Genomic DNA, 22,444 nt, shown 5'->3' with positions numbered 1-22,444 from the left:
TGAAACGATCTGTCAGCGCAGGCGGTCGATTACCCCAATGACGCGCCGATGTCGATCATCGCGCCCCGTGTCGTGATGGAGTATTTTTGCATCCTCCGGTATTCTTTTTGCCGGCTGACACTCCCATATAGCGGCTCTCGACTGGCCTGCACGTTCACAGTTCGGATTTAATCCCGATGCGACGATCGATGCGTGACGGCCGGGCCGGCTCCGGCACGCGGTCCCGGCGAGTCCAAAGGACCCGACCTCATGGACGCGAACGCCGCTCGGGATCCGCCCGGCCCGGCGCCCCCGTCCGGTCGATGGGGCCGGCCGGGCCCGTTGCCCGGCGGCATCGTTCCAGATTTCGAGCCCCGAAAAACCGTATCTTCTCCATCATCTCGTCGCCGTGGCAATAATCACTCCATCAATACATTCATTTGAAATTCCATTTCGTTGACTGATCTTGGGATCGGCGGCATCGTAGCGGCATCTGCACGGGGGCTGGACGCCCCGGCCGTGCCGCCCTCCTCGAGCATCGGATGGACCTCCATGACGCGCCTGCGCCTCGTCGGCTTCTCCGCCAACATCCAGCGGCCCTCGAAGACCCGCACCCTGGTCGAGGCGATCGCCGCCGAGGCCGCCGTGCGGGTGCCGGTCGACGTGCGGATCTTCGACCTCGTCGATGCCGGCCCGGGCCTCGGGGGAGCCTTCTCCCGCGACCAGCTCTCGCTGCCGGCCCGGCGCATCGTCGAGGCAGTGGAGGAGGCCGACGCCCTCGTGGTCGGCACCCCCGTCTACAAGGGCGCCTATACGGGCCTGTTCAAGCACCTGTTCGACCTCGTCCCGCCCGAGGCGCTCGCCGGCAAGCCGGTGGCCCTCGCCGCCACCGGCGGCGGGCCGCGCCACGCGCTGGTGGTCGAGCATTCCCTGCGCCCGCTCTTCGGCTTCTTCACCGCGCTGACCGTCCCGACGGCGGTCTACGCCTCCGATCCCGACTTTCGCGACGGCGGCCTCGACTCCCTGGTGATCCGCCAGCGGGTGGCGGAGGCCGGCGGCCAGCTCGCGGCGCTCGTCGGCGCCCGCGCCGCCGAGGCCGCCCCCCTCGCCCGCGTCGCCGGAGGCGCCCGGTGATCGACCGTCGCACGCTGCTGGCGGCGGCGCTCGCCGGCGTCGCCCTGCCGGCTCCCTCGCCGGCCTCGGCCGCCGGCGCCGACACCCTGCGCATCGGCTACCAGAAGAACGGCATCCTGGTCGTCGCCAAGCAGCAGGGGGCGATCGAGGCGCGGCTGAAGCCCCTCGGCGTCGGGGTGACCTGGGTCGAGTTCTCGTTCGGCCCGCCGCTCCTCGAGGCGATCAGCCTCGGGGCCATCGACCTCGGCCAGACCGGGGACGCGCCGCCGGTCTTCGCGCAGGCCGCCGGGTCGCCCCTCGTCTACGTGGCGGCCCAGGAGGCCGCGGGCTCGGGCGCGGCGGTGCTGGTGCAGAAGGATTCGCCCCTCCGCACCCTGGCGGACCTGAGGGGCAGGCGCGTCGCCTTCGCCAAGGCGTCGAGCTCCCACAACCTCACCATCGCGGCGCTGGAGAAGGCGGGGCTGACCTACCGCGACATCGAGCCGGTGACGCTCGCCCCGGCCGATGCGGCCGCCGCCTTCGCCCGCGGCAGCGTCGATGCCTGGACGATCTGGGACCCGTACTTCGCCATCGCGGAGATGCAGCCGACGACCCGGGTGCTGGCGCTCGCCACCGACATCGCCAAGCCCAACAACTTCTTCCTCGCCCACAGGACCGTCGCGACCGAGCGCGCCCCGGTGCTCGACGCGGCGCTCGAGGCGCTGTCCGGCGTGGCACGCTGGTGCGAGGCCAACCGCGGCGAGGTGGCCGCCCTCCTGTCCAAGGGTACCGGCGTGCCGCTCGCCGCGACCCGCCGGGCGGTGGACCGCACCGATTACGTCATCGGCCCGATGACCCCGAGCGCCATCGCCGAGCAGCAGCGCGTCGCCGACCGCTTCCACGCCCTCGGCCTGATCCCGCGGCCGATCCGGATCGCCGACGCGCTGCGTGCCCCCGTCCCCCAGAACGGCTGACCCGTCATGCCTGCTCCCGCCCTCCCCTCCCCCGCGGCCGCGGCGCGCCGCCTCGCCCCCTGGCTGCTCCCGGCCCTGATCCTCGTCGGCTGGCAGGCCGCAGGCTCGGCCGGGCTGGTCTCGACCCGGCTGATGCCGGCTCCCCTCGACGTGGCGGCGGCCGGCTGGCGGCTGGCCGAGACCGGCGAGCTCTGGACCAATCTCGGCGTCAGCTTCCTGCGGGCGGCGAGCGGCTTCCTCATCGGCGGCGGCATCGGCTTTGCCCTCGGTCTCGCCAACGGGCTGTCGCGCCTCTCCGACAGCCTCACCGACACCACCGTGCAGATGATCCGCAACATCCCACACCTGTCGCTGATCCCGCTCGTCATCCTGTGGTTCGGCATCGGCGAGGAGGCCAAGCTCTTCCTGGTGGCGCTCGGCGTGTTCTTCCCAATCTACGCCAACACCCTGCACGGCATCCGCTCGGTCGATCCGCAGCTGGTCGAGATGGGACGGATCTACGGCATGTCGCGGCCCGAGCTCTTCTGGCGCGTGGTGCTGCCCGGCGCCCTGCCGTCGGTCTTCGTGGGCCTGCGCTACGCGCTCGGCATCATGTGGCTGACGCTCATCGTCGCCGAGACGATCTCGGCCTCCTCCGGGCTCGGCTACATGGCGATGCAGGCGCGCGAGTTCATGCTGGTCGACGTCGTGGTGCTGGCGATCCTGATCTACGCGCTGCTCGGCAAGGTCGCCGACCTCGCCACCCGCCGGCTCGAGCGCGCCTGCCTCGCCTGGAACCCCGCCTACCGCGCCGCCTGACACCCAACCCGCGTCCGGAATCTCCTCACCAGGGTCTCCCCACATGTTCGCCAGCACCCTGCGCCGGTTCGAGGGCGCCCCCGCCGCCCCTGCGCGCCTGCGCCGCGAGGCCATCGACCGCGAGATCGCCCGCGACCGGGCCGCTCCCGGCCTCGGCCTCACCCTGCGCGGCCTCTCCAAGAGCTTCGACGGCGGCAAGCCGGTCATCGACGGGCTCGACCTGCACATCCCGGAGGGCCAGTTCGTCGCCGTGGTCGGGCGCTCGGGCTGCGGCAAGTCCACCCTGCTGCGCCTGATCCTCGGCCTCGAGGCGCCGAGCGCCGGCCGCGTCGCGGTCGAGGGCGAGGACATTCCGCGCCCGGACGCCCCGCGCCGGATCATGTTCCAGGAGCCGCGCCTCCTGCCCTGGGCCAGCGTCCTCGACAACGTCGCGGTCGGCCTGCGCGGCGGCACGGCGGCGGAGCGGCGTGCCCGGGCCGCGGCGGCGCTTCGCGAGGTCGGCCTCGCCGAGAAGGCGGAGCAGTGGCCCGCCACCCTCTCGGGCGGCCAGCGCCAGCGGGTGGCCCTCGCCCGCGCCCTCGTCAGCCGGCCGGGGCTGCTGGCCCTCGACGAGCCTCTCGGCGCCCTCGACGCGCTCACCCGCATCGACATGCAGGCGATGATCGAGCGGATCTGGCGCGCGCAGGGCTTCACGGCGCTCCTCGTCACCCACGACGTCGCCGAGGCGGTGGCGCTCGCCGACCGCATCCTCGTCGTCGAATCCGGCCGCATCGCCCTCGACGTGGCGGTGCCGGTGCCCCGCCCGCGCCGGCGCGGCGACCCGGACCTGGCGGCCCTCGAAGGGCGGATTCTCGATCACCTGCTGGATGGGCGGGGCTGACGGATCGTTCGGAGAACAATCGGACGAAACGCCCGCCACGCCCCGCCCGCGACCTCATCCTGAGGTGTTGGTCGATCGCAGATCGACTGACCTCGAAGGAGGGCTCCAGCTAGCCCTGAGACTTCTGGAGCCCCCCTTCGAGGCTCCCTGCGGTCGCACCTCAGGATGAGGTCGCGGGTGGGAAAACTCGATCACTGCCGCCGAACAGGCGCCCCTTTCCCCCGGAGTCCCCCCATGACCGGCCAGACCGACGTCCTCTGGTTCCTGCCCACCCACGGCGACGGCCGCTATCTCGGCGCCCAGGAAGGCGCGCGCGCCGTCTCGCTGCCCTACCTGCGCCAGATCGCCCAGGCCGCGGACGAGCTCGGCTATTACGGGGTGCTGCTGCCGACCGGGCGCTCGTGCGAGGATTCCTGGGTCGTCGCCTCGGCGCTGGCGCCGCTGACGCAGCGCCTGCGATTCCTGGTGGCGGTGCGGCCGGGCCTGCAACTGCCCTCGACCGCCGCCCGCATGGCCGCCACCCTCGACCGGATCTCGGACGGGCGGCTCCTCATCAACGTGGTCACGGGCGGCGACCCCGTGGAGCTGCGCGGCGACGGCGTCTTTCTCGGCCACGACGAGCGCTACGCGGTGACCGACGAGTTCCTGCGGGTCTGGCGCGCCCTCCTCTCCGGCGAGACCGTGACCTACCGGGGCGAGCACCTGCAGGTCGAGGATGGCCGGCTGATCTTCCCGCCGGTGCAGACACCCTATCCGCCGCTCTATTTCGGCGGCTCGTCGCCGGCCGGGATCGAGGTCGCGGCCGACCATTGCGACGTCTACCTGACCTGGGGCGAGCCCCCGGCCGGCGTGGCGGAGAAGATTGCCCGGGCCCGCGAGGCGGCGGACAAGCGCGGAAAGACCTTCTCGTACGGCATCCGCCTGCACGTCATCGTGCGCGAGACCGAATCCGCCGCCTGGGAGGCGGCCGAGTCGCTGATCTCGCGCCTCGACGACGCGACCATCGCCAAGGCGCAGGCGACCCTGGCGCGCCAGGATTCCGTCGGCCAGAGCCGGATGATGCAGCTCCACGGCGGCCGGCGCGACAAGCTCGTGGTCTCGCCGAACCTCTGGGCCGGCGTCGGCCTGGTGCGGGGCGGGGCCGGCACCGCGCTCGTCGGCTCGCCCGACCAGGTCGCCGACCGGATGAAGGAATACATCGACCTCGGGATCGACCGCTTCATCCTCTCCGGCTACCCGCACCTGGAGGAGGCCTACCGCTTCGCCGAGCTGGTCTTCCCCAAGCTCCCCTTGCGCAGCACCACCGGCCGGGCGGCGACCAATGCCCGCAACGACGGCCCGTTCGGCGAGGTGATCGCCAACGACATCGTGCCGACCCGGGGCGTCTCGGCGCATTGAGGGTGGTTCACGGCCCGCTCCGCCCGGAGCGGGCCGCCGCGACCGACGTCCCGATTCGGCATCCGGGAACTCGGCGCCAACCCTCCGGCACGCGCAGGCCCGCCCGGACCATGGCGGCGACCGCGCGGACGGCGACCGCGCCGCGGGGTGGGGTCGGCGCCGCCCGGCCGCCTACCCGGCGCGCACCCGGATCGCCTCGCGGTACACCGCGGCGGAGCGCAGGATGTGGCGGCTCAGGATCGCCAGCAGGGCCTCCGCCTCGCCCGCCGCGAAATGCCCGATCATCGCCGCGTGCTCGGAGAACGAGGTGTCCTGCTCGTGCAGGCGCGGCACCGAGAGATGGGCGCGCAGCGCCGCCACCTGCCAGGCGATGGATTCGTAGGCCTTCGCCAGGTAGCCGTTGCCGCACTGGCGCAGGAAGCTGGCGTGGAAGACGGTGTCGGCCCGGGCATAGGCGCGGCCGTCGCCGGCCCGGCGCGCCTGCTCCATCGCCGCGTGGGCCGCCCGCAGGCCCGCCAGCGCCGCCTCCGGGGCGACCGCGAGGCTGAGGCGCACCGCCTCGCTCTCGAGCATCAGCCGGAACGCCGCGAGCTGGTCGACGTCGTCGGGCGAGGGGTCGAACACGAAGGTGCCCTTCTTGGGCACGATCACCACCAGCCCCTGCGCCTGGAGGCGCGTCAGCGCCTCGCGCATCGGCGTGCGGCTCACCCCCATGGCGAGGCCGACGCCGTCCTCCGGCAGGGGCTGGCCGAAGGCGAGTTCCGCGTTCACGATGGCGTCGCGGATGCGCTCCTCGACCGCGGCGGAGAGCGATTTCGGAACCTTGAGATCGAGCTGGATCGGCGGCATGCCGGCTTATCGCACAGGCCCATCCCGTCCGCGACCGGCGCATCTATTGTATCCAAGGTACGATCGACTTGATCGCGGGCCGCGATTGCGGCACGCTCCCGGGCAACGATCGAATCGCCGGGAGGGGCGTCATGGAAGGAAGCATCGCGGCCCGTCCGCTCCGGGCCGGCCTGCCGGATGGGCTGGCGCAGACGCTCGCCGACCTCCTCGGCGACCGCTTCACCCGCGGCCTGCCCGAGCGCGAGCATCACGGCCGCGGCGAATCCTACCACCCGACGCGACCGCCCGATGCGGTCTGCTACGCCCTCACGACGGACGAGGTGTCGGCCGTCGTGCGCGCCTGCGCGGGCCACCGCGTCCCGGTGATCCCGTTCGGCGGCGGCACCTCGCTCGAGGGCCACGTCGCGGCGCTCCACGGCGGCGTCTGCCTCGATCTGAGCCGGATGACCCGCATCGCCGCGGTGCGGGCCGACGACCTCGACGCGACCGTGGAGGCCGGGGTCACGCGCCAGCAGCTCAACGCGCATCTGCGCGACACCGGCCTGTTCTTTCCCGTCGATCCCGGCGGCGAGAGTACGCTGGGCGGCATGGCGGCGACGCGGGCGTCCGGCACCAACGCGGTGCGCTACGGCACGATGAAGGACAACGTCGTGTCCCTCACCGCCGTGATGGCGGACGGCACCGTGATCCGCACCGGCTCGCGGGCGCGCAAATCCTCGGCGGGCTACGACCTGACCCGGCTGCTGGTCGGCTCGGAGGGCACGCTCGGCATCGTCACCGAATTGACGGTGCGGCTCCACGGCATCCCGGAGGCGGTCGCGGCCTCGGTCTGCGCCTTTCCGAGCGTCGAGGCGGCGGTGGCGACCGTGGTCGAGATCGTCCAGTGCGGGGTGCCGATCGCCCGGGTCGAGCTTCTCGATCCGGTCACCATCGCGGCGGTGAACCGCCATTCGGGCACCGCGCTCACCGAGGCGCCGACCCTGTTCATGGAGTTCCACGGCACGGCGGCCGGCACCGCCGAGCAGATGGCGCTGGTCGGCGCGCTCGCCGAGGGCAACGGGGCGCTCGGCTTCGAGACCGCCGCCGATGCCGATGCCCGCGCCCGGCTGTGGCGGGCCCGCCACGACGTGCACTACGCGGTCCAGGCGCTTCGCCCCAACGGCCGGGTCTGGAGCACCGACGTCTGCGTGCCGATCGCCAGCCTGCCGCGCTGTCTCGCCGAGACCCGGGCCGACATCGCCGGCGCCTCGTTCCCGATCACCACGGTCGGCCATGTCGGCGACGGCAACTTCCATCTCGGCCTGATCGTCGATCCGTCGAGCGAGGCGGAGCTGGCGGAGGCCGCAGCGCTCAACGACCGGCTGGTGCGCCGCGCCATCGCCCTGGACGGCACCTGCACCGGCGAGCACGGCATCGGCTCCGGCAAGGTCAAGTTCATGGACCTCGAGCACGGCGCGGCGATCGGGGTGATGCGGGCGATCAAGCAGGCGCTCGATCCGCTCGGCATCCTCAATCCAGGCAAAGTCCTGCCAGGCAAAGTCCTGCCGGACGAAGCGGACTGAGCGCCGCCACGACAGCCACGACGACCAAAAATCACGACAACAAACGAAAGGAAACGCCCGATGACACCTGCCGTCGCCTTACCGCCGTCGGACACCGAGGCCGCCGTCGCCACTGCCCGGCGGCGCCTGGTGCCGTTCCTGGTGCTGATGTACCTGCTGGCCTACCTCGACCGCGCCAACGTGGCGTATGCCAAGCAGGCGCTCCAGCTCTCGACCGGGATCTCGGAAGCGGCCTTCGCCTTCGCGGCGGGCATCTTCTTCATCGGCTACGCGGTGTTCGAGTTGCCGAGCAACCTGATCCTGCACCGGGTCGGGGCGCGGGTCTGGCTGTCGCGCATCATGGTGACCTGGGGCCTGCTCGCCGCCGCCATGGCCTTCGTGCAGGGCGACACCTCGTTCGCGGTGCTGCGGGTGCTGCTCGGCATCGCCGAGGCCGGCTTCTTCCCCGGCGTGCTGCTCTACCTGACCTACTGGTTCCCGGCGAAGGAGCGGGCCCAGATCCTCGGCCTGTTCTACCTGAGCCAGCCGCTCTGCTTCATCCTCGGCGGGCCGATCTCGGGCCTCCTCCTCGACATGCACGGCGCCTTCGGGCTGACCGGCTGGCAGCTGATGTTCCTGGTCGAGGGCCTGGCCGCCTCGCTCGTCGGCGTGTGGGCCTACTTCTACCTCACCGACCGGCCGCGCGACGCCGCCTGGATGCCGGCCCGCCAGCAGGCGGCGCTCGAGGCCGCGATCGCCACCGAGAACGCCGCCAAGTCGGCGCACGGCGCGGTCCATCTCGGGGCGATCTTCCGCAACCCGCTGCTGGCGCATTTCGCGCTCACCTACTTCTCGATCGCGATCTGCGGCTACGGCATCGCCTTCTACCTGCCGGCGCAGGTGAGCGCGCTGCTCGGCACCAAGATCGGCCTCGGCGTGACCCTGGTCACCAGCATCCCGTGGCTCTGTGCCTTCGCGGTCAGCGCGTTCTGGCCGGGCCTCGCCCAGCGCAGCGGGCGCCGGCGGACCTTCGCGGTCGTCTCGCTCTTCTGCGCCGGCCTCGGCATGATCGCGTCCGGCTACCTGCCGCCGCTGGTCGCCGTGGCGGCGCTCTGCGTCTCGGTCGCCGGGCTGATCAGCGCCCAGCCGATCTTCTGGACCTTCCCGATGGGGTATTTCGGCGGCGCCGCGGCGGCCGGCGGCATCGCGGTCATCAACGCGATCGGCAATCTCGGCGGCTTCGTGGCCCCGAACCTCAAGGTCGCGGCCGAGGGCTGGGCCGGCACCGGCCTCGCCGGCCTGTGGGTGATCGGCGGCGGCGCGCTCCTCGCCTCGCTCCTCGTCGCGCTGATCCCGGCCCGGGCCGAGCTTAGGGACGAGGCCCGCGCCGACGCCGTCGCCTCCAAGGGGGCGCTGGCATGACGGGGAGCGCTGGCATGACGGCGCGCATGACCCCCGCCGCCCGGCTGCGCGCCGGGATGGCGGAGGGGATCGTCATGGCGCCGGGCGCGGCCGACGCGCTCACGGCCCGTCTCGTCGAGCGGGCCGGCTTCCCGGCGGTCTACATGACGGGCTTCGGCGCCACGGCATCCCGGCTCGGCCTGCCCGATCTCGGCCTGATGTCGCAGACCGAGATGACCGAGCACGCCCGGATCATGACCCGGGCGGTGACCATCCCGGTCGTCGCCGACGCCGATACCGGCTATGGCGGGCCGGCCAACCTCCACCGCACGGTGCGCGAATACGTCCAGGCCGGGGTGGCGGCGATCCACCTGGAGGACCAGGTGGCGCCGAAGCGCTGCGGCCAGCTCGCCGGGATCCGCCTCGTCGACGCCGAGGAGAACGCCCGGCGCCTCGCCTGCGCCCTGGAGGCGCGGGGCGAGGACGACCTCCTGGTCATCGGCCGCACCGACGCGCTGCCGGCGATGGGCCTCGACGAGGCGGTCCGCCGGGCCGCCCTCTACGCCCAGGCGGGGGTGGACCTCGTCTTCGTCGACGGGGTCAAGCGCGTCGCCGAGGTCGAGGCGATCGCCCGCGCCGTGCCGGGGCCGAAGGTGGTGTCGATCGTCGACGGCACCGAGGCGGTGGCGCTGACGGCCGCCGACCTCCAGGCGATGGGCTTCAGCCTCGCCTTCTACGCGCTGAGCGCCCTGTTCTCGGCCGTGCGGGCGATGGAGGAGACCCTGGCGGCGCTCCGGCGCGACGGCACGCCGAGCGGTCGCGCCGACGCCATGACGAGCTACGGCGCCTTCGCCGACCTGGTCGACCTCGCCGGACACCAGGCGCGGGCGGACCGGTTCGGGGGATGAGGGGGGGGGGGGCGGGTACATCCCTGCCTCCTGCTTACCCGCCGTCGAGAAGTTCTCTCCCCAGTCCCGGACCATGGGAGCGCCAGCGGAACGAGATCCGGGACTGGCGGGAGACAAGCGGTCAACGACGATCCCGTCCGATGCGGCGCGCGGACGACCCGCCCCCTCACCGGAAATCCCGGCTCCCCACCCGCAGCGGCAGTGCCGCGCCCCGCGCATCGCCGCCGCCGCGCCGCGCCTCGTCGCCCCGCCCGCCATCGACCGCCAGGGGCTCGCCCGGCGCGTCCTCGGCCACGCGGGCGAGCAGGTCCGAGCGGTCGATCAGGTGCTCGGCGACGAGGTGGATCACCTCGCCCTCGCGCTGCACCCGGCCGCGGGCGGCCATCAGGCCGGCCTGGAGGATCAGAGTGCGCTGGCGGGTGAACAGGGACGGCCAGATCACCAGGTTGGCGGTGTCGGTCTCGTCCTCCAGCGTGATGAACATCACGCCCTTGGCCGAGCCCGGCTTCTGGCGCACCAGCACCAGCCCCGCCACGGTCACCCGGGCGCCGTCGCGCAGCCGGCGGAGCGCCGCGCAGGCCGAGACGCCGTCGCGCGACAGGTCCATTCGCAGGAAGGCGAGCGGGTGGCGGCCGAGGCTCAGGCCCGCGGCCCGGTAATCCGCCACCACGGCGGCCCCCTCCCCCAGGGGGATCAGGCGCACCGGCGGCTCGGCGATCTCGGGGAGCGGCGCGGCCTCGCGCCGGTCGGCCGCCGCGAAGAGCGGCAGCGGCTCGGGCGCGAGGCCACGGATCGCCCACAGGGCGGCGCGGCGATCAAGGCCGAGGCCCGCGAAGGCGTCCGCCGCGGCCAGGCTCCGCAGGCCCTTCAGCGACAGCCCGGCCCGGCGCCACAGGTCCTCGACCGAGCGAAACAGGTCGGCCTCCCGCACGGTGGCGATCCGGGCGCCGTCCTGGTTCCCCAGGCCCCGGACCAGCCGCAGGCCGAGACGCACCGCCAGCCTCCCCTCCCCCGCCGGCTCCAGGGTGCAGTCCCAGCGCGAGGCGTTGACGTCGATCGGCCGGATCTCGACGTCGTGGGCGCGCGCGTCGCGCACGATCTGGGCCGGGGCGTAGAACCCCATCGGCTGGGCGTTGAGGAGCGCGCAGCAGAACACGTCGGGATGGTTGCACTTCAGCCAGGACGAGGCATAGGCGATGAGGGCGAAGGAGGCGGCGTGGCTCTCCGGGAAGCCGTAGGAGCCGAAGCCCTCGAGCTGGCGGTAGGTGCGGGCGGCGAAATCCGGGTCGTAGCCGTTGGCGATCATCCCGCCGACGAGCTTCTCCTCGTAGAGGTTGATCGTGCCGTCGCCCTTGAAGGTGCCCATGGCGCGGCGCAGGCCGTCGGCCTCCGCGGGGGTGAAGCCGGCGGCGACGATCGCGACCTGCATCGCCTGCTCCTGGAACAGCGGCACGCCGAGGGTTCGCTCGAGCACCGCCTTCAGGGCCTCGGTCGGGTAGCTGACCGGGTCGAGGCCGCGGCGGCGGCGCAGATAGGGGTGGACCATGTCGCCCTGGATCGGGCCCGGCCGCACGATCGCGACCTCGATGGTGAGGTCGTAGAGATCCTTGGGCTGCATCCGCGGCAGCATCGCCATCTGGGCCCGGCTCTCGATCTGGAACACCCCGATCGTGTCGGCCTTCCGGATCATCGCGTAGGTCGGCCCGTCGTCCGACGGAATGTCGGCGATCTCCCGCGGCGGATTCGTCTCCGGCCGGTGCTCGGCGAGCAGCGTGAAGGCCCGGCGCAGGCAGCCGAGCATGCCGAGGCCAAGCACGTCGACCTTCATGAAGCGCAGGGTCTCGATGTCGTCCTTGTCCCACTCGATGATCTGGCGGTTCTCCATCCGGGCCGGGACCACCGGGCAGAGATCGTCGAGCCGGTCGAGGGTGAGGACGAAGCCGCCCGGATGCTGGCCGAAATGGCGCGGTGTGCCGATCAGCGCCCGGGCGATCTCCAGCGTCAGGCGCAAGCGGCGCTGCGAGAGGTCGAGGCCGAGCGCCTTGGCCTCGCGCTCGCCGACGCCGTCGCGCGACCAGCCCCAGACCAGGCGGGCGAGCGCGCCGGTGACGTCCTCGGGCACGCCCAGCACCTTGCCGACCTCCCGCACCGCGCCGCGGGCGCCGTAGCGGATCACCGTGGCGGTGAGCGCGGCGCGCGCGCGGCCGTAGGTGGCGTAGATCCACTGGATCACCTCCTCCCGGCGCTCGTGCTCGAAATCGACGTCGATGTCGGGGGGCTCGTCGCGGGTGACGTTGATGAAGCGGGCGAAGAGCAGGCCCTGCGCCACCGGATCGATCGCCGTGATGCCGAGGCAGTAGCAGATCGCCGAATTCGCCGCCGAGCCGCGGCCCTGGCACAGGATGCCCTGGGAGCGGGCATAGCGGACGATCGCCTCGACGGTGAGGAAGTACGGCGCGTAAGCCTTGAGGGCGACGAGATCGAGCTCGTCCGCGAGCTGCTTGCGGACCGCCTCCGGCACCCCGGCCGGGAAGCGCTTCACCGCCCCCTCCCAGGTCATCGCGGCCAGCCGCACCTGCGCCGGCCGGCCGTCCTCGCCGGCCTCGTCCGGGTAGGTGTAGGTCAGCTCGTCGAGGGAGAAGCGGCAGGCTTCGGCGATCGTGACGGCCCGGGCCAGCGCCTCCGGGTGGCGGGCGAACAGGCGCGCGGTCTCGTCGGGCTCGTGCAGGTGGCGCCCGGCATGGCGCTCGCGGGCAAAGCCCGCCGCCTCGATCGTGGTCTTCAGGCGGATGCAGGTGACCACGTCCTGCATCATCCGCCGCTCCGGGACGTGGTAGAGCACGTCGCCGAGGGCGACGGTCGGCACCCGCGCCGCCCGGGCGAGGCCGGCGATCTCGGCGAGCCGCAGGTGGTCGTTGACGCCGAAGCGGCGCGACAGGCCGCAGGACAGGTCTTTTCCGAAGATCGCCTTCAAGAGGCGCAGGCGCTCCGTCAGGGTCTCGTCGGCGCGGTCGGCCGGCAGCACCGCGAGCAGGCCCCGGCTCCACTGCGCCACGTCGGCGGTTGTCAGGTGGCAACCGCCGCGGGGCGCGCGCTCGCGCGAGCGGCCGAGGGTGAGGAGCCGGCAGAGCCGGCCATAAGCCGCCCGGTCGGTCGGGTAGACGAGGAGGCTCCAGCCCTCCGCGAGGTCGAGCCGGCAGCCGACGACGAGCCGGCAGCCGGTGGTGCGCGCGGCCGCATGCGCCCGTACCAGCCCGGCGAGCGAGTTGCGGTCGGTGACGGCGAGCGCCCGGATGCCCAGGAGGGCGGCGGCCGCGAACAGCTCCTCGGGCGAGGAGGCGCCGCGCAGGAACGAGTAGTGGGTGGTGACCTGGAGCTCGACGGTCATCGGGGGCGCGACCGGCTGCCGACGACGGCACCGTCGGCATGCTCCGTCCCGCCCGCGACCTCATCCTGAGGTGCGACCGTCAGGGAGCCTCGAAGGAGGGCTCCAGATGTCGCAGTGATCCCTGGAGCCCTCCTCCGAGGCTCCCTCCGGTCGCACCTCAGGATGAGGTCGCGGATGGGACGAGATCCGGCCCGATCGAGCAGGCTCCGAGCGATCCGGCGCATCACGCCTCCCCCAGGCCGTGCAGCCACCAGCGCGCGCCCTCCCGGTTCAAGCAATCGCGAAACAGCCAGTAGCGGGCGCCGGTCTCGTCCTCGACCCGGTAATAGTCGCGGGTGGCCGCGACCTCGTCCTCGGCGAGCCACCACTCGCCGAAGATGCGCTCCGGCCCGTCGGCCCGCGCCACCCGGCGGCGGGTGCCGCGCCAGGTGAAGGCGGTGGGCGGCGCGTCGGGGAGCGCGGCCAGGACCGCCACCGGCTCCGGCACGGGCAGCAGCCGGCCGGGCCGCGGCAGGTCGGCGGGCCAGGTGACGCCGGTGGCGGGGCTCAGGGGGGCGACCCGGCGCACCGCTCGCTCGGGCCACTCGCTCTCGACCGGGCTGCGGCGAAACACCCGGCCGGGGCCGAGGCGCAGCACCAGCCGGTCGACGAGTTCGGCCATCGCGTCCGGATCCGGCTCCTCGCCGGGGGCGGCGAGCTGGCGCGCGTCCAGCCGCTCGACGCGGGGAGCCGAGAGCCGGGCCTCGTCGAGGCCGTGGCCGGGATCGACCTGCGGCAGACGCTCGGTCAGCAGGCGGGCGAGGTGGGTGGGGTCGCGGCTCGGCCGGGCGGTGCCGACGCTGACCGCCTGGTCGAGGCCGTCGACGCGGCGAAACACCAGGTCGAGCCGGCGTGCCCCGAGGCCATGCCGGGCGAGCGCCTCGGCCAGCATGGCGCAGAGCCGCCCGGCCACCCGGGCCAGGGTCTCCGGCGCCCCGATCGGCTCCGGGAAGGTGAGGCGCACGGCGTGCTCGGCCGGGGGCGCGAGATAGGCGAGCGGCTCGGGAGCATGGCCGAGGGCCTGGTCGAGGCGGCGGCCGGGCTCCTCGCCGAAGCGCAGGCGCAGCGGCCCCCGGGGCTGGTCGACGAGGTGGGCGACCCGGCTGAGGCCGAGCTGGGCCAGCCCCGCGACGGTTCCACGATCGAGGCGCAGGGCCCAGAGCGGCAGGTCGAGGAGGTGGGGGCGCTGCCCGCCCGGCGGCAGCACGGTCTCGGGATGCAGGCAGCGGGCGGCGGCCCAGGCGGCGCCCGGCGTGTCGGCGAGCGCCACCCGCACCCGGTAGCCGGCCCGGGCGAGGCGGCGGCGCAGGGAGCCGAGCAACGCCGCCTCGCCGCCCTGCAGGTGGGCGGCACCCGCGACGTCGATCCAGATCCCGTCCGGCGGTTCGGGGGCGACGAGGGGCGCGTAGATCAGGCACCAGGCCGCGAGGCGGTGGAGCGCCGCCGCGTCGCCCTCCGGGTCGGCGGCGATGACCGTGAGGCCCGGGACCATCGCCTGGGCCTGCGCCAGCGCGAGGCCGGGGCGCAGGCCCGCCGCCCGGGCGGCCCGGTCGAGGGCGGTGATCACCCGGCGCGGCCCGTCCTGGCCGGCGGCCACCACCGGCTCATCCGGCGGCGGCGCGCCGTGCCGGCGCCGCCAGCGGTCGGTCGGCCAGCTCGGCAGGAAGACGCAGACGACCCTTCGCATCGGGAGCCTCGAGGAGCCAGGTGCGGGGCTCGGCGCCCCGGGCGCGAACGAGCGCCACGGTCCAGCGGGCCCGCGACAGGCCCGGAACGGAGAGAGCCGGGGACGGCGCCGCGGTGACGCCCCAGCGGGTGGCGGCGGCGTTGGGCTCGGGCACGGCGGCGCCCCAGCGGCGGATCACCAGGGCGAGGCCCCCGCTGCCCTCGGCGGCGAGCTGGAGCCGGCGCGACGGGGTGAGCCCGAGCCGGGCGACCTCGCCGACCACCGCCGCGAGGCCGCGATGGCGCAACCCCTCCTCCATGGTGGGCAGCACCTCGGTCTCGCGCCGGGTCTCGGCGTAGAGTACCCGGTCGGGATGGAGCCCGACCGCGGCGAGGCCGGGGGCGAAGAGGTCGCGGCGGGTGAGGCACCACAGGACCGGGCCGGGGAGCCGGGCCAGGATCGCGGCGACGAACAGGGCCGCGAGCGCCCCCTCCCCGTCCACCGGGCCCGCCGCCAGCACTTCGTGCACCGCGCCGAGGCGCAGGCCCCCGCCCGGCAGATGGGTGTCGATCGGGTCGACGCCGAAGGACAGGACCGGACGTCCCGCCGCCTCGGGCGCCAGCCCGCCGATCTGCTCGCGCAACGCCGCGAGCTGCCGCTCCCGCCCGGCCTGTCGCATCTCATGCCCATCACCGACCGAAACCCGAATATGTTCCTGTTTTGTTCGGTTTCGGGGGGGTGTCAACCGGGGCTGTGGATGGACGGCCTCACCGGCCCACGGAATCCCGGTCGCCTGTTGACGGCAGCGGGGACAACGGCCTCGGCCCGAGTCGCAAGGCCTTGGACCACAACGGGATCGGTCCGGCCCGGGCCACGCGCCGGATTCGGGCATAGCCGTGGGACAACCCGCGCCAAGCCGCCAGGATCGCCGCTGAGCTGGATTCGAGGCCGGCAGGTGCCGTACAACTGTCCTCGGGACGGACGGGCCTCCACGGGCCTCCTGGCGGAGAATCCGGGGTTTCGGGCTCCGGCCGTGCCGGGGGTGAGAATCGAGGTCGGGCGCGAGCCCGGAATCGGGCCTCGCCGGGGCCTGCTGCGGGCCCCGACCGGCACGCCGAGTTGCCTACGGCGGGCCATCCGCGATTCACACAGCTTTCCAAGCTGTTAATCGGGGCCCTGCGCCGAGTAACCTACGAGGCCGCGCAGAGTCGCCTTCCCCGCCCCCCGGATTCCACGCAGACGAGCCTACGGGCCTGCGCCGAGTTGCCTACGCGACCGCGCAGACCTGCCTACGCAAACAGGGGTTAAGCCGTTGATCGGCAACGGGAAATCGCCACCCCATATAATACCCATATAGCTCTACGGATTCAGACTCTGAATCTAGATTCTGAATCTCTCATAAAAAGGGATTTGGGGATCGGGATTGAGGGGGTTCTCGGGCTCGACCGGCAGGTGCGCGGGACCCGTGCCGGCTTGGCGGGAGCGCCCTCCCCTCCCCGCTTCGTTTTCAGAGCTCGGGCCCGTCATCCGACCGAGGCTGAGAGTCTTGGAGCCTCGGGCGGCGAGTCGGAGACTCGCGGCGCCCGAGTCCTCGTTCGACAAAGCCCAGAACAACCGGCTGCGTTTCCCCGGGGATGAGTCCAGCCGAGGCTTGAGCCGGGCGAACCGACTCGCCTCGACGCCCCCTGATGATTCGCCGTCCCGATGCGGGACTCCGTCTCGACTCGCCGGGCCTTGCCGGCGGCCGGATATACTTTGGCGCGACTCCCGGCGCTGTCGCCCCGGAGGGTTGGCGGGAGCCTGCGCCGTCCCGCGGCCGCGTAGGCAATTCGGCGTCGATCCGGTCACGGACCGTAGGCGGCTCTGCGTGGCACCGGTCCCGGAAAAGATGCGGAATCTCAACGCGGAAGCGTTCGATTCCGGGGGCGGCGGCGGTGTGCGGGGGCGTAGGCAGTTCAGCGTGCCGACGGGCGTGTCCGAAGTGGGTGAAGCGTAGGCAACTCGGCGTAGGATAGGCGTGCGAGGCTGGACAGGTGCGATCGATCATGCAAGTATTTTTTACAAATGATCGCTCGAGTTTTTCGATATTTAACCTATGTTATTCGCCATTCAAAGTGTATTTCGAAGCAATCACCGTCTTATTTGGCAGGAAAAATAAAAATATATCGATAAAAATCAAAAACGACCATCGCTACGACCGCGCCCCGAGGCTCTCGCAGGGACGAGACTCGATACGAGGACTCCGGGCCGCGCCGAGAGACTTGTAGGTCTCCTGCGTGCCACGCGTCACGATCATTGCCGGATGAGGTACGCCGGGTCGACGAGCGACCGCCGAGCAGCGTGACGCCTGACGGCAGCAGCTGCGATCCCGGCGTCGGCTCACGCGTAGCGCAGGTCGTCGCGTCGAGGAGGATCCAGCCAGCTGGCAACCGGGACGAGACGGCCCGTGCGCCCTCGCGGGGAAGGCCGTCCGACCATAGGGCCGGCACGCCTCCTCTCTCGCAAGATCCCGGCGGATCCGCACGTCTCCTTCGAGGGCATGTTCGACCAGAGCTGAAAAGTCTATGCCGTTCTCGGCCCCATCCTGGGGCGGTGGCCCATGGAAGATGGACGTACCTCGAAGGAACGATCCAGGGACCGCAGCGAGTTCTGGAAGTCTTCGTCCAAGTCAGCCGATCTTCAATCGCCTGATACCTCGGGATGAGGGCGCGAATGAGATTGAATGTTTCGAGCGAAATCAATGGCTCTTGGGGCGATCTCTGTGCACGCGATCGACCACCCGAGAGATGGGATCCGGCGTGGATGCCGAGGAGAAACGCCGGTTGGCGGCTCTGCCGGACAAGCGGATGTCGCGACCGAAAAATGGAACCGAGTCGTCATCAGATAAAGGAAATAAATCCTATTTCTCGTCACGACGTCACGCGGACGACCCCGCACCGCCGGCGCGAGACGTCACGCGCAGCCGACGCCCCTCCCCTCTCCCGAGCCGGCACGTAGGCAAGTCGGCGGAGTCAAGCCCTTGCGCGGGCTCGCCTATTCGCCAGTGCTGCCTTGGGCGGCACCAGGAGGTCCTTCGGATCGGAGGGCAAAAGCTGCATGCCGCCGTCGTCGAGGGTCAGGCGCAGGCGCGGAAACACCTCGGTGAGGTGGGCGACGTCTTTGCGGAATTCCTGGCGGAAGGAGCGGATCGAGCCGTTCTCGCTGCCGAACTGCTTGTAGAGGTTGTCCCAGGTGAGCCGCAGGGGCCGTTCCAGGCGCGACAGCCGGTAGCCGACCCAAAAAAGCAGGTCGAGCTTGCGCGCCGAGCCGGCAAACGCCCGGGCGGCCCGGATGTCGACCGGCAGGGCGTGCTGGATCAGGTTATCGTAGAACTCGCGGTGGAAGGTGATGGTCGAGGACCAGAGCAGGCCCTGGTCCGGGTGGTTGTGCAGCGGCAGCCACACGTCCATCTGCCGGAACGGCGGCACATTGAGGGTCGAGGCGCGGGTGCCGTCCCACAGGCCGATCTGCATCGAGCAGGCGGCGAGCCGGTTGAGCTGCTCCTTGAACTGCTTGAGCGTGCCGCGCTCGCCGCCGGTGACCGGAAAGCCCATGTCGCGGATGAAGCCCGACATGCTCTGCGCCACCTCGACCTTGGGGCTGCGCTGGCGCACGGCTTCCGTGCAGAGATGCAGCAGCAGCAGGCGCGCCTTCGGGCCGTAGGGCAGCCCCTGCATCTCCATCTCGCCGGTCGACGGGTTGATCAGCCGGCCGGCATTGATGGCGAGGGTGTTGCGGCCGTATTCCCGCGAGACGTTGGTGACGCCCTTCGGCTCGCGATACGGCAGGCCGCAGAGCGCCAGGACCGAGTGGATGTGCTGGATGTTCTCGGGTGCCGCCGGCTCGTTCTCGATCACCTCGCGGACCATGTCGCGGCGGCGCGCGTTGCGGGGCAGCCGGGCGCGCTCGGCGGCGGCCTCGGCCTTCAGCACCACCAGCTTGTCGCGCGCTTCCAACTCGGCGTCGCGCTTGGCCTGGCTGGCGCGCACGAAGGCGAGCGTCGCCTTGTAGGCGACGCTGCCGCGCGCCTTCTCGACGATCTCGAGGAGGTCGGGGTCGCGCACGCCCTCGACCGGTTCGAGGACGGATGGCGGCGGGGTCGTCATCTCCACCAAGGGGCTCCGCAGGGGCATGTCGCCTTGTGCAGGCGCGCATCGTGACACTGTTTGGTGAGTCCTAACGCGCGAAACCCGACTCGACAGAGTCGAGTCGGGCGAGATTCCGAAGCAGATCGCCAGATTCCTGTGAATCGGTGTGGCTAACCGGAGAGTCTTCGTCTCTCCGGCTCTGACGTGGGACGAACCTTAATCGGTCTCGTCGCGGGTCTTCGACTCGGCGAACGCGGCGTAGAGCTGCGGAAGACTCTGGATCAGGTAGGCGGCGAAGTCCGGCTCGAGGCTGTCGTCGACGGTGAGCTGGGTGCCCTGGCGGCCGCGGTCGATCCGCACCACCGGCCGGCCGCCGAGGGTGGTCCACACCGCCGGCACCGGCGCCGGCCGCGGCGCCGGCGCGGTGAGCGCCGAAAACAGCCGGGCGAAGCGGTCGTCCGAGGACAGATCCGAAAAATCCGGCGTTGCTAGGACGCGGGCGATCACGTCTCCGGCCCCCTCGCGGGCCAGCGCCTCGACGAGCGCGGTCCAGCGCGGCCGCCCGGCCTTCGGTGCCGGGCCGATCGCCGCCACGATGTCGGCCGGCACCGCCCGGCCGATGCCGAGCAGGCGCGAGAGCTGGGTCTTCTCCACCGCGAGCGCCGCCATGACGGTGGCGCGGTCGAAGCCGCGATCCTCGAGGGCGATCGCGAACAAGGCCCGCTCGATGTAGCTGAGATCGGCCCGGGCCGAATTTTCCTGGCCCTGCGCGACGACGAGATCCTCGTCCGAGAGCGTCTTGACCACCGCCCGGACCGGCCGGCCGAGTTCGATCGCCGCCCGCAGGCGGCGGTGGCCGTAGGCGACCTGGTAGCGGCCGGCCTCGGTCGGGTGCGGCCGCACCAGGATCGGCACCTGCTGGCCGCGCTCGCGGATCAGCGCCACGAAGGCGGCGTGATCCTCCGGATCGACCGACAGGCGATCCTTCACGAACGAGCCGTCGACGAGCGCGGTCTCGAGCTCGACCACCCGGTCGCCGGAGGCCACCATGGCGCGGGCTTCCGCCGCCGCGCTGGCGATGCGCCCGAGGCTGCGCCCCATGGCGCCGACGGCCCCGGAGCGCACCAGCGGTCGGGGCGCCTCCGGGGTGGTATCGGGCGCCGCGGCCGGCGTCTCGGCCGGGTTGCCAGCTGGCAACTCCGCCGGCGGCGTCTCGCGGTCGAGGGAGCGGGCGCCGAGTGCGGCGCGGAGGGCGTCCTTGCGCTTCATGACGGCACGCGTCCCCAGGCGCGGTGCATCAGGGCCTCGATCTCGCCGTTGACCCCGTCGAGCGCCTCGATCGCCCGGTCGTAGGTCGCGCGGGTGAAGCTCTCGCGGCCGATCTCGTACAGCGTCTGCTTCGACAGGCCGGCATCCGACACGGCGGTCGATTTCAGCATCAGGTGGGTGAGCACCCGCTCGCGAAACAGCGAGCGCATGAAGCCGACCATCTGGGTCTGGGGGGCGTCGGACGGCTCGTAGCGGGTCACGACGTAGCGCAGGAAGTCGTAGTCGAGGTCGGCCCCGGCCTCCTGCACCACCCCGAGGAGGTCGGAGGCCATCAGCAGGAACTGGCACATCGACATCACGTCGAGCATCTGCGGATGCACCGTGACCAGCATCGCGGTGGCGGCGCAGAGCGCGCCCAGCGTCAGGAACCCGAGTTGCGGCGGGCAGTCGAGGATCATCACGTCGTAATCGTCGGCGACACTGCCGAGCGCCGTGGCGATGCGGCCGAAGAACGGTTCGGCGTTGCGGTCGGCCAATACCCGCGGGGTGTCGTGCTCGAACTCCATCAGTTCGAGGTTGCCCGGCACGAGGTCGAGCCCCGGGAAGTAGGTCTTGCGCACCACCTCGGAGAGCGGTTTCTGCTCGTCGTCATGGCGGATCGCGGCGTAGAGGGTCTGGTTCGGGCCGACGTCGAATTCCGGCTGGTAGCCGTGGAGCGCGGTCAGCGAGGCCTGCGGGTCGAGGTCGACGGCGAGCACCCGGTAGCCGCGGAGCGCCAGGTACTGGGCGAGATGCGCCGCCGTGGTGGTCTTGCCCGACCCGCCCTTGAAGTTCACCACCGCCAGCACTTGGCAATGCTCGGTGCCGGAGCGGTGGGGCACGTAGCGCTTCGATTTCGGCCCGTCGTCGAGGAGCTGGCGCAACTCGTTGATCTGGCCGAGCGTGTAGGAGCGGCGCCCGCCCGGGCCGATCTCCGGCTGCGGGCCCTTGCTGGCGAGCGAGAGCTGGCGCAGGTAGCCGTCCGCCACGCCGATCAGCTTCGCTGCCTCGCCGGAGGAGAACGAGCGCAGCAGCTTGTGCGAGGCCGGCGGGAAGAGGGTGCGCCGGAGCGCGTTCAGCTCGCTCGACAGGGCGCTGCCGTCCTCGGCGATGATCCGGGTGATCGAGGGACGGTCGGAGGCTGCGGCGTTTGCCTGCTCCTGCGGCACATCTGGCATTTACGGTACTCGGGCGCATCGCGGAAAAATTCCGTAAGACGATGCCAGCGTGGCCGTGGCGACGCAAACGGTTTTTGGTTAACGATCCTTAACCGGCCTGATGTGGCGGCCGCGGTTGCCAGGTGGCAACGCCCGCGGAAGCTCCAGCGTGGACGGACCTCGCGCGCCGCGTGCGGGCAACCGCGATAGGGCCGCGCCGCCCCGTGGTTTATGCAGGCCCCGCCTTTGCGCGAGAGGAGACGGGCCGATGGCGATCCTGAGGAGCGTGGACGAACTGGAGCGGATCTACGGCGAGTTCGGTGCGGTCGGCGAGGCCTCGACCGCCAAGGTGACCGACCACGTCACGCCGCATTACCGGCGCTTCATCGCGGCGGCACCGTTCGTATCGCTCGCAACCGTGGGGCCGGACGGGCTCGACTGCTCGCCGCGCGGCGACCGTCCGGGCTTCGTGCGGGTGGCCGATCCGACGACGCTGCTCCTGCCGGACCGCCGCGGCAACAACCGGATCGACAGCCTGCGCAACGTCGTGCGCGATCCGCGGGTCGGGCTGATGTTCCTGATCCCCGGCATCGGCAACGCGCTCAGGGTCAACGGCCGCGCGGCGATCGACGACGATCCGGAGCTGTGCGCCTCCTTCGCGGTCGACGGCAAGGCGCCCCGCACCGTGATGGTGATCCGGGTGGGCGAGGTCTATTTCCAGTGCGCCCGGGCGCTGATCCGCTCCGGCCTGTGGCGGGCCGACGCCCAGGTCGATCCGAAGAGCCTGCCGAGCCCGGGCGAGATCCTGGCCGAGTTGAGCGAGGGCCGGGTCGGCGGCGCGGCCTACGACGAGGCCTGGGCCGAACGGGCGCGCCGGACGATGTGGTGACGAAAAACCCCCGCGACGCCGTGCGGCGC

16 protein-coding genes are annotated in these 22,444 nt (G+C 72.0%); 9 read left to right on the top strand and 7 right to left on the bottom strand.

Going from position 1 to position 22,444, the window contains the following annotated elements:
- The first annotated feature begins 531 nt into the window (after positions 1-531).
- The 5 genes from msuE (at position 532) to ssuD (ending at position 5,142) form a co-directional block, all read left to right on the top strand.
- Positions 532-1,113: an FMN reductase gene (msuE, locus tag BMX97_RS06385; protein WP_091746830.1), complete on the top strand. Its 582-nt coding sequence runs from the start codon at positions 532-534 to the stop codon at positions 1,111-1,113.
- On the top strand, positions 1,110-2,066 hold the full coding sequence (locus tag BMX97_RS06380) for an aliphatic sulfonate ABC transporter substrate-binding protein (RefSeq protein WP_091746827.1): 957 nt from the start codon (positions 1,110-1,112) through the stop codon (positions 2,064-2,066). Before msuE ends, BMX97_RS06380 begins: the two co-directional genes overlap by 4 nt.
- A gap of 6 nt (positions 2,067-2,072) precedes the next feature.
- Positions 2,073-2,864: an ABC transporter permease subunit gene (locus BMX97_RS06375; protein WP_091746824.1), complete on the top strand. Its 792-nt coding sequence runs from the start codon at positions 2,073-2,075 to the stop codon at positions 2,862-2,864.
- Between the two features lie 43 nt (positions 2,865-2,907).
- The gene (locus tag BMX97_RS06370; protein ID WP_091746821.1) at positions 2,908-3,744 is read left to right on the top strand and encodes an ABC transporter ATP-binding protein; all 837 of its coding nucleotides are present in this window, start codon (positions 2,908-2,910) and stop codon (positions 3,742-3,744) included.
- Positions 3,745-3,978: 234 nt separating this feature from the next.
- A complete protein-coding gene (gene ssuD / locus BMX97_RS06365) occupies positions 3,979-5,142 on the top strand; it encodes an FMNH2-dependent alkanesulfonate monooxygenase (protein WP_060846925.1) in 1,164 nt (387 codons plus the stop codon).
- 171 nt (positions 5,143-5,313) lie between these two features.
- On the opposite strand, the gene BMX97_RS06360 is transcribed toward ssuD, so the two are convergent.
- Entirely contained in the window at positions 5,314-5,991 is a 678-nt protein-coding gene (locus tag BMX97_RS06360) for a GntR family transcriptional regulator (protein ID WP_091746818.1), read from the bottom strand.
- A gap of 131 nt (positions 5,992-6,122) precedes the next feature.
- Between BMX97_RS06360 and BMX97_RS06355 the strand changes: the two genes are divergently transcribed.
- Genes BMX97_RS06355 through BMX97_RS06345 form a run of 3 tightly spaced genes read left to right on the top strand, consistent with a single transcriptional unit; the run spans position 6,123 to position 9,841 of the window.
- Positions 6,123-7,553 carry an FAD-binding oxidoreductase gene (locus BMX97_RS06355; RefSeq protein WP_091746815.1) on the top strand — a complete coding sequence of 477 codons (1,431 nt, stop codon included), beginning with the start codon at positions 6,123-6,125 and terminating at the stop codon, positions 7,551-7,553.
- Between the two features lie 60 nt (positions 7,554-7,613).
- A complete protein-coding gene (locus BMX97_RS06350; RefSeq protein WP_091746812.1) occupies positions 7,614-8,954 on the top strand; it encodes an MFS transporter in 1,341 nt (446 codons plus the stop codon).
- A gap of 14 nt (positions 8,955-8,968) precedes the next feature.
- Positions 8,969-9,841: an isocitrate lyase/PEP mutase family protein gene (locus tag BMX97_RS06345; protein ID WP_244538305.1), complete on the top strand. Its 873-nt coding sequence runs from the start codon at positions 8,969-8,971 to the stop codon at positions 9,839-9,841.
- Between the two features lie 166 nt (positions 9,842-10,007).
- Here the strand turns inward: BMX97_RS06345 and BMX97_RS06340 are convergent, their stop codons facing one another.
- The 6 genes from BMX97_RS06340 to repA all read right to left on the bottom strand — a co-directional run bounded on the left by BMX97_RS06340 (position 10,008) and on the right by repA (position 21,547).
- Complete coding sequence (locus BMX97_RS06340; RefSeq protein ID WP_091746811.1) at positions 10,008-13,229, bottom strand: error-prone DNA polymerase; 3,222 nt, start codon at positions 13,227-13,229, stop codon at positions 10,008-10,010.
- Positions 13,230-13,452: 223 nt separating this feature from the next.
- A complete protein-coding gene (locus tag BMX97_RS06335; RefSeq protein ID WP_091746808.1) occupies positions 13,453-14,955 on the bottom strand; it encodes a DUF6504 family protein in 1,503 nt (500 codons plus the stop codon).
- On the bottom strand, positions 14,873-15,613 hold the full coding sequence (locus BMX97_RS06330) for an ImuA family protein (protein WP_091746805.1): 741 nt from the start codon (positions 15,611-15,613) through the stop codon (positions 14,873-14,875). The genes BMX97_RS06335 and BMX97_RS06330 overlap by 83 nt, the downstream gene beginning before the upstream one ends.
- Positions 15,614-17,945: 2,332 nt before the next feature.
- Positions 17,946-19,079 (bottom strand): replication protein RepA, encoded by a 1,134-nt coding sequence (locus BMX97_RS06325; RefSeq protein ID WP_091747057.1) that lies wholly within the window; start codon positions 19,077-19,079, stop codon positions 17,946-17,948.
- A gap of 198 nt (positions 19,080-19,277) precedes the next feature.
- Positions 19,278-20,330, bottom strand: coding sequence for a plasmid partitioning protein RepB (gene repB, locus BMX97_RS06320; RefSeq protein WP_091746802.1), 1,053 nt, complete (start codon positions 20,328-20,330; stop codon positions 19,278-19,280).
- Complete coding sequence (gene repA, locus BMX97_RS06315; protein ID WP_091746799.1) at positions 20,327-21,547, bottom strand: plasmid partitioning protein RepA; 1,221 nt, start codon at positions 21,545-21,547, stop codon at positions 20,327-20,329. The genes repB and repA overlap by 4 nt, the downstream gene beginning before the upstream one ends.
- A 247-nt stretch (positions 21,548-21,794) precedes the next feature.
- On the opposite strand from repA, the gene BMX97_RS06310 reads away from it, so the two are divergent.
- Positions 21,795-22,415 carry a pyridoxamine 5'-phosphate oxidase family protein gene (locus tag BMX97_RS06310; protein ID WP_091746796.1) on the top strand — a complete coding sequence of 207 codons (621 nt, stop codon included), beginning with the start codon at positions 21,795-21,797 and terminating at the stop codon, positions 22,413-22,415.
- Positions 22,416-22,444: the final 29 nt, after the last annotated feature.

It is taken from the genome of Methylobacterium sp. ap11 (assembly GCF_900110515.1).
GTDB lineage: Bacteria > Pseudomonadota > Alphaproteobacteria > Rhizobiales > Beijerinckiaceae > Methylobacterium > Methylobacterium ajmalii.
The sequence above is the reverse complement of the archived record's forward strand: the minus strand, read 5'-3'. Positions and strand labels throughout refer to the sequence as shown.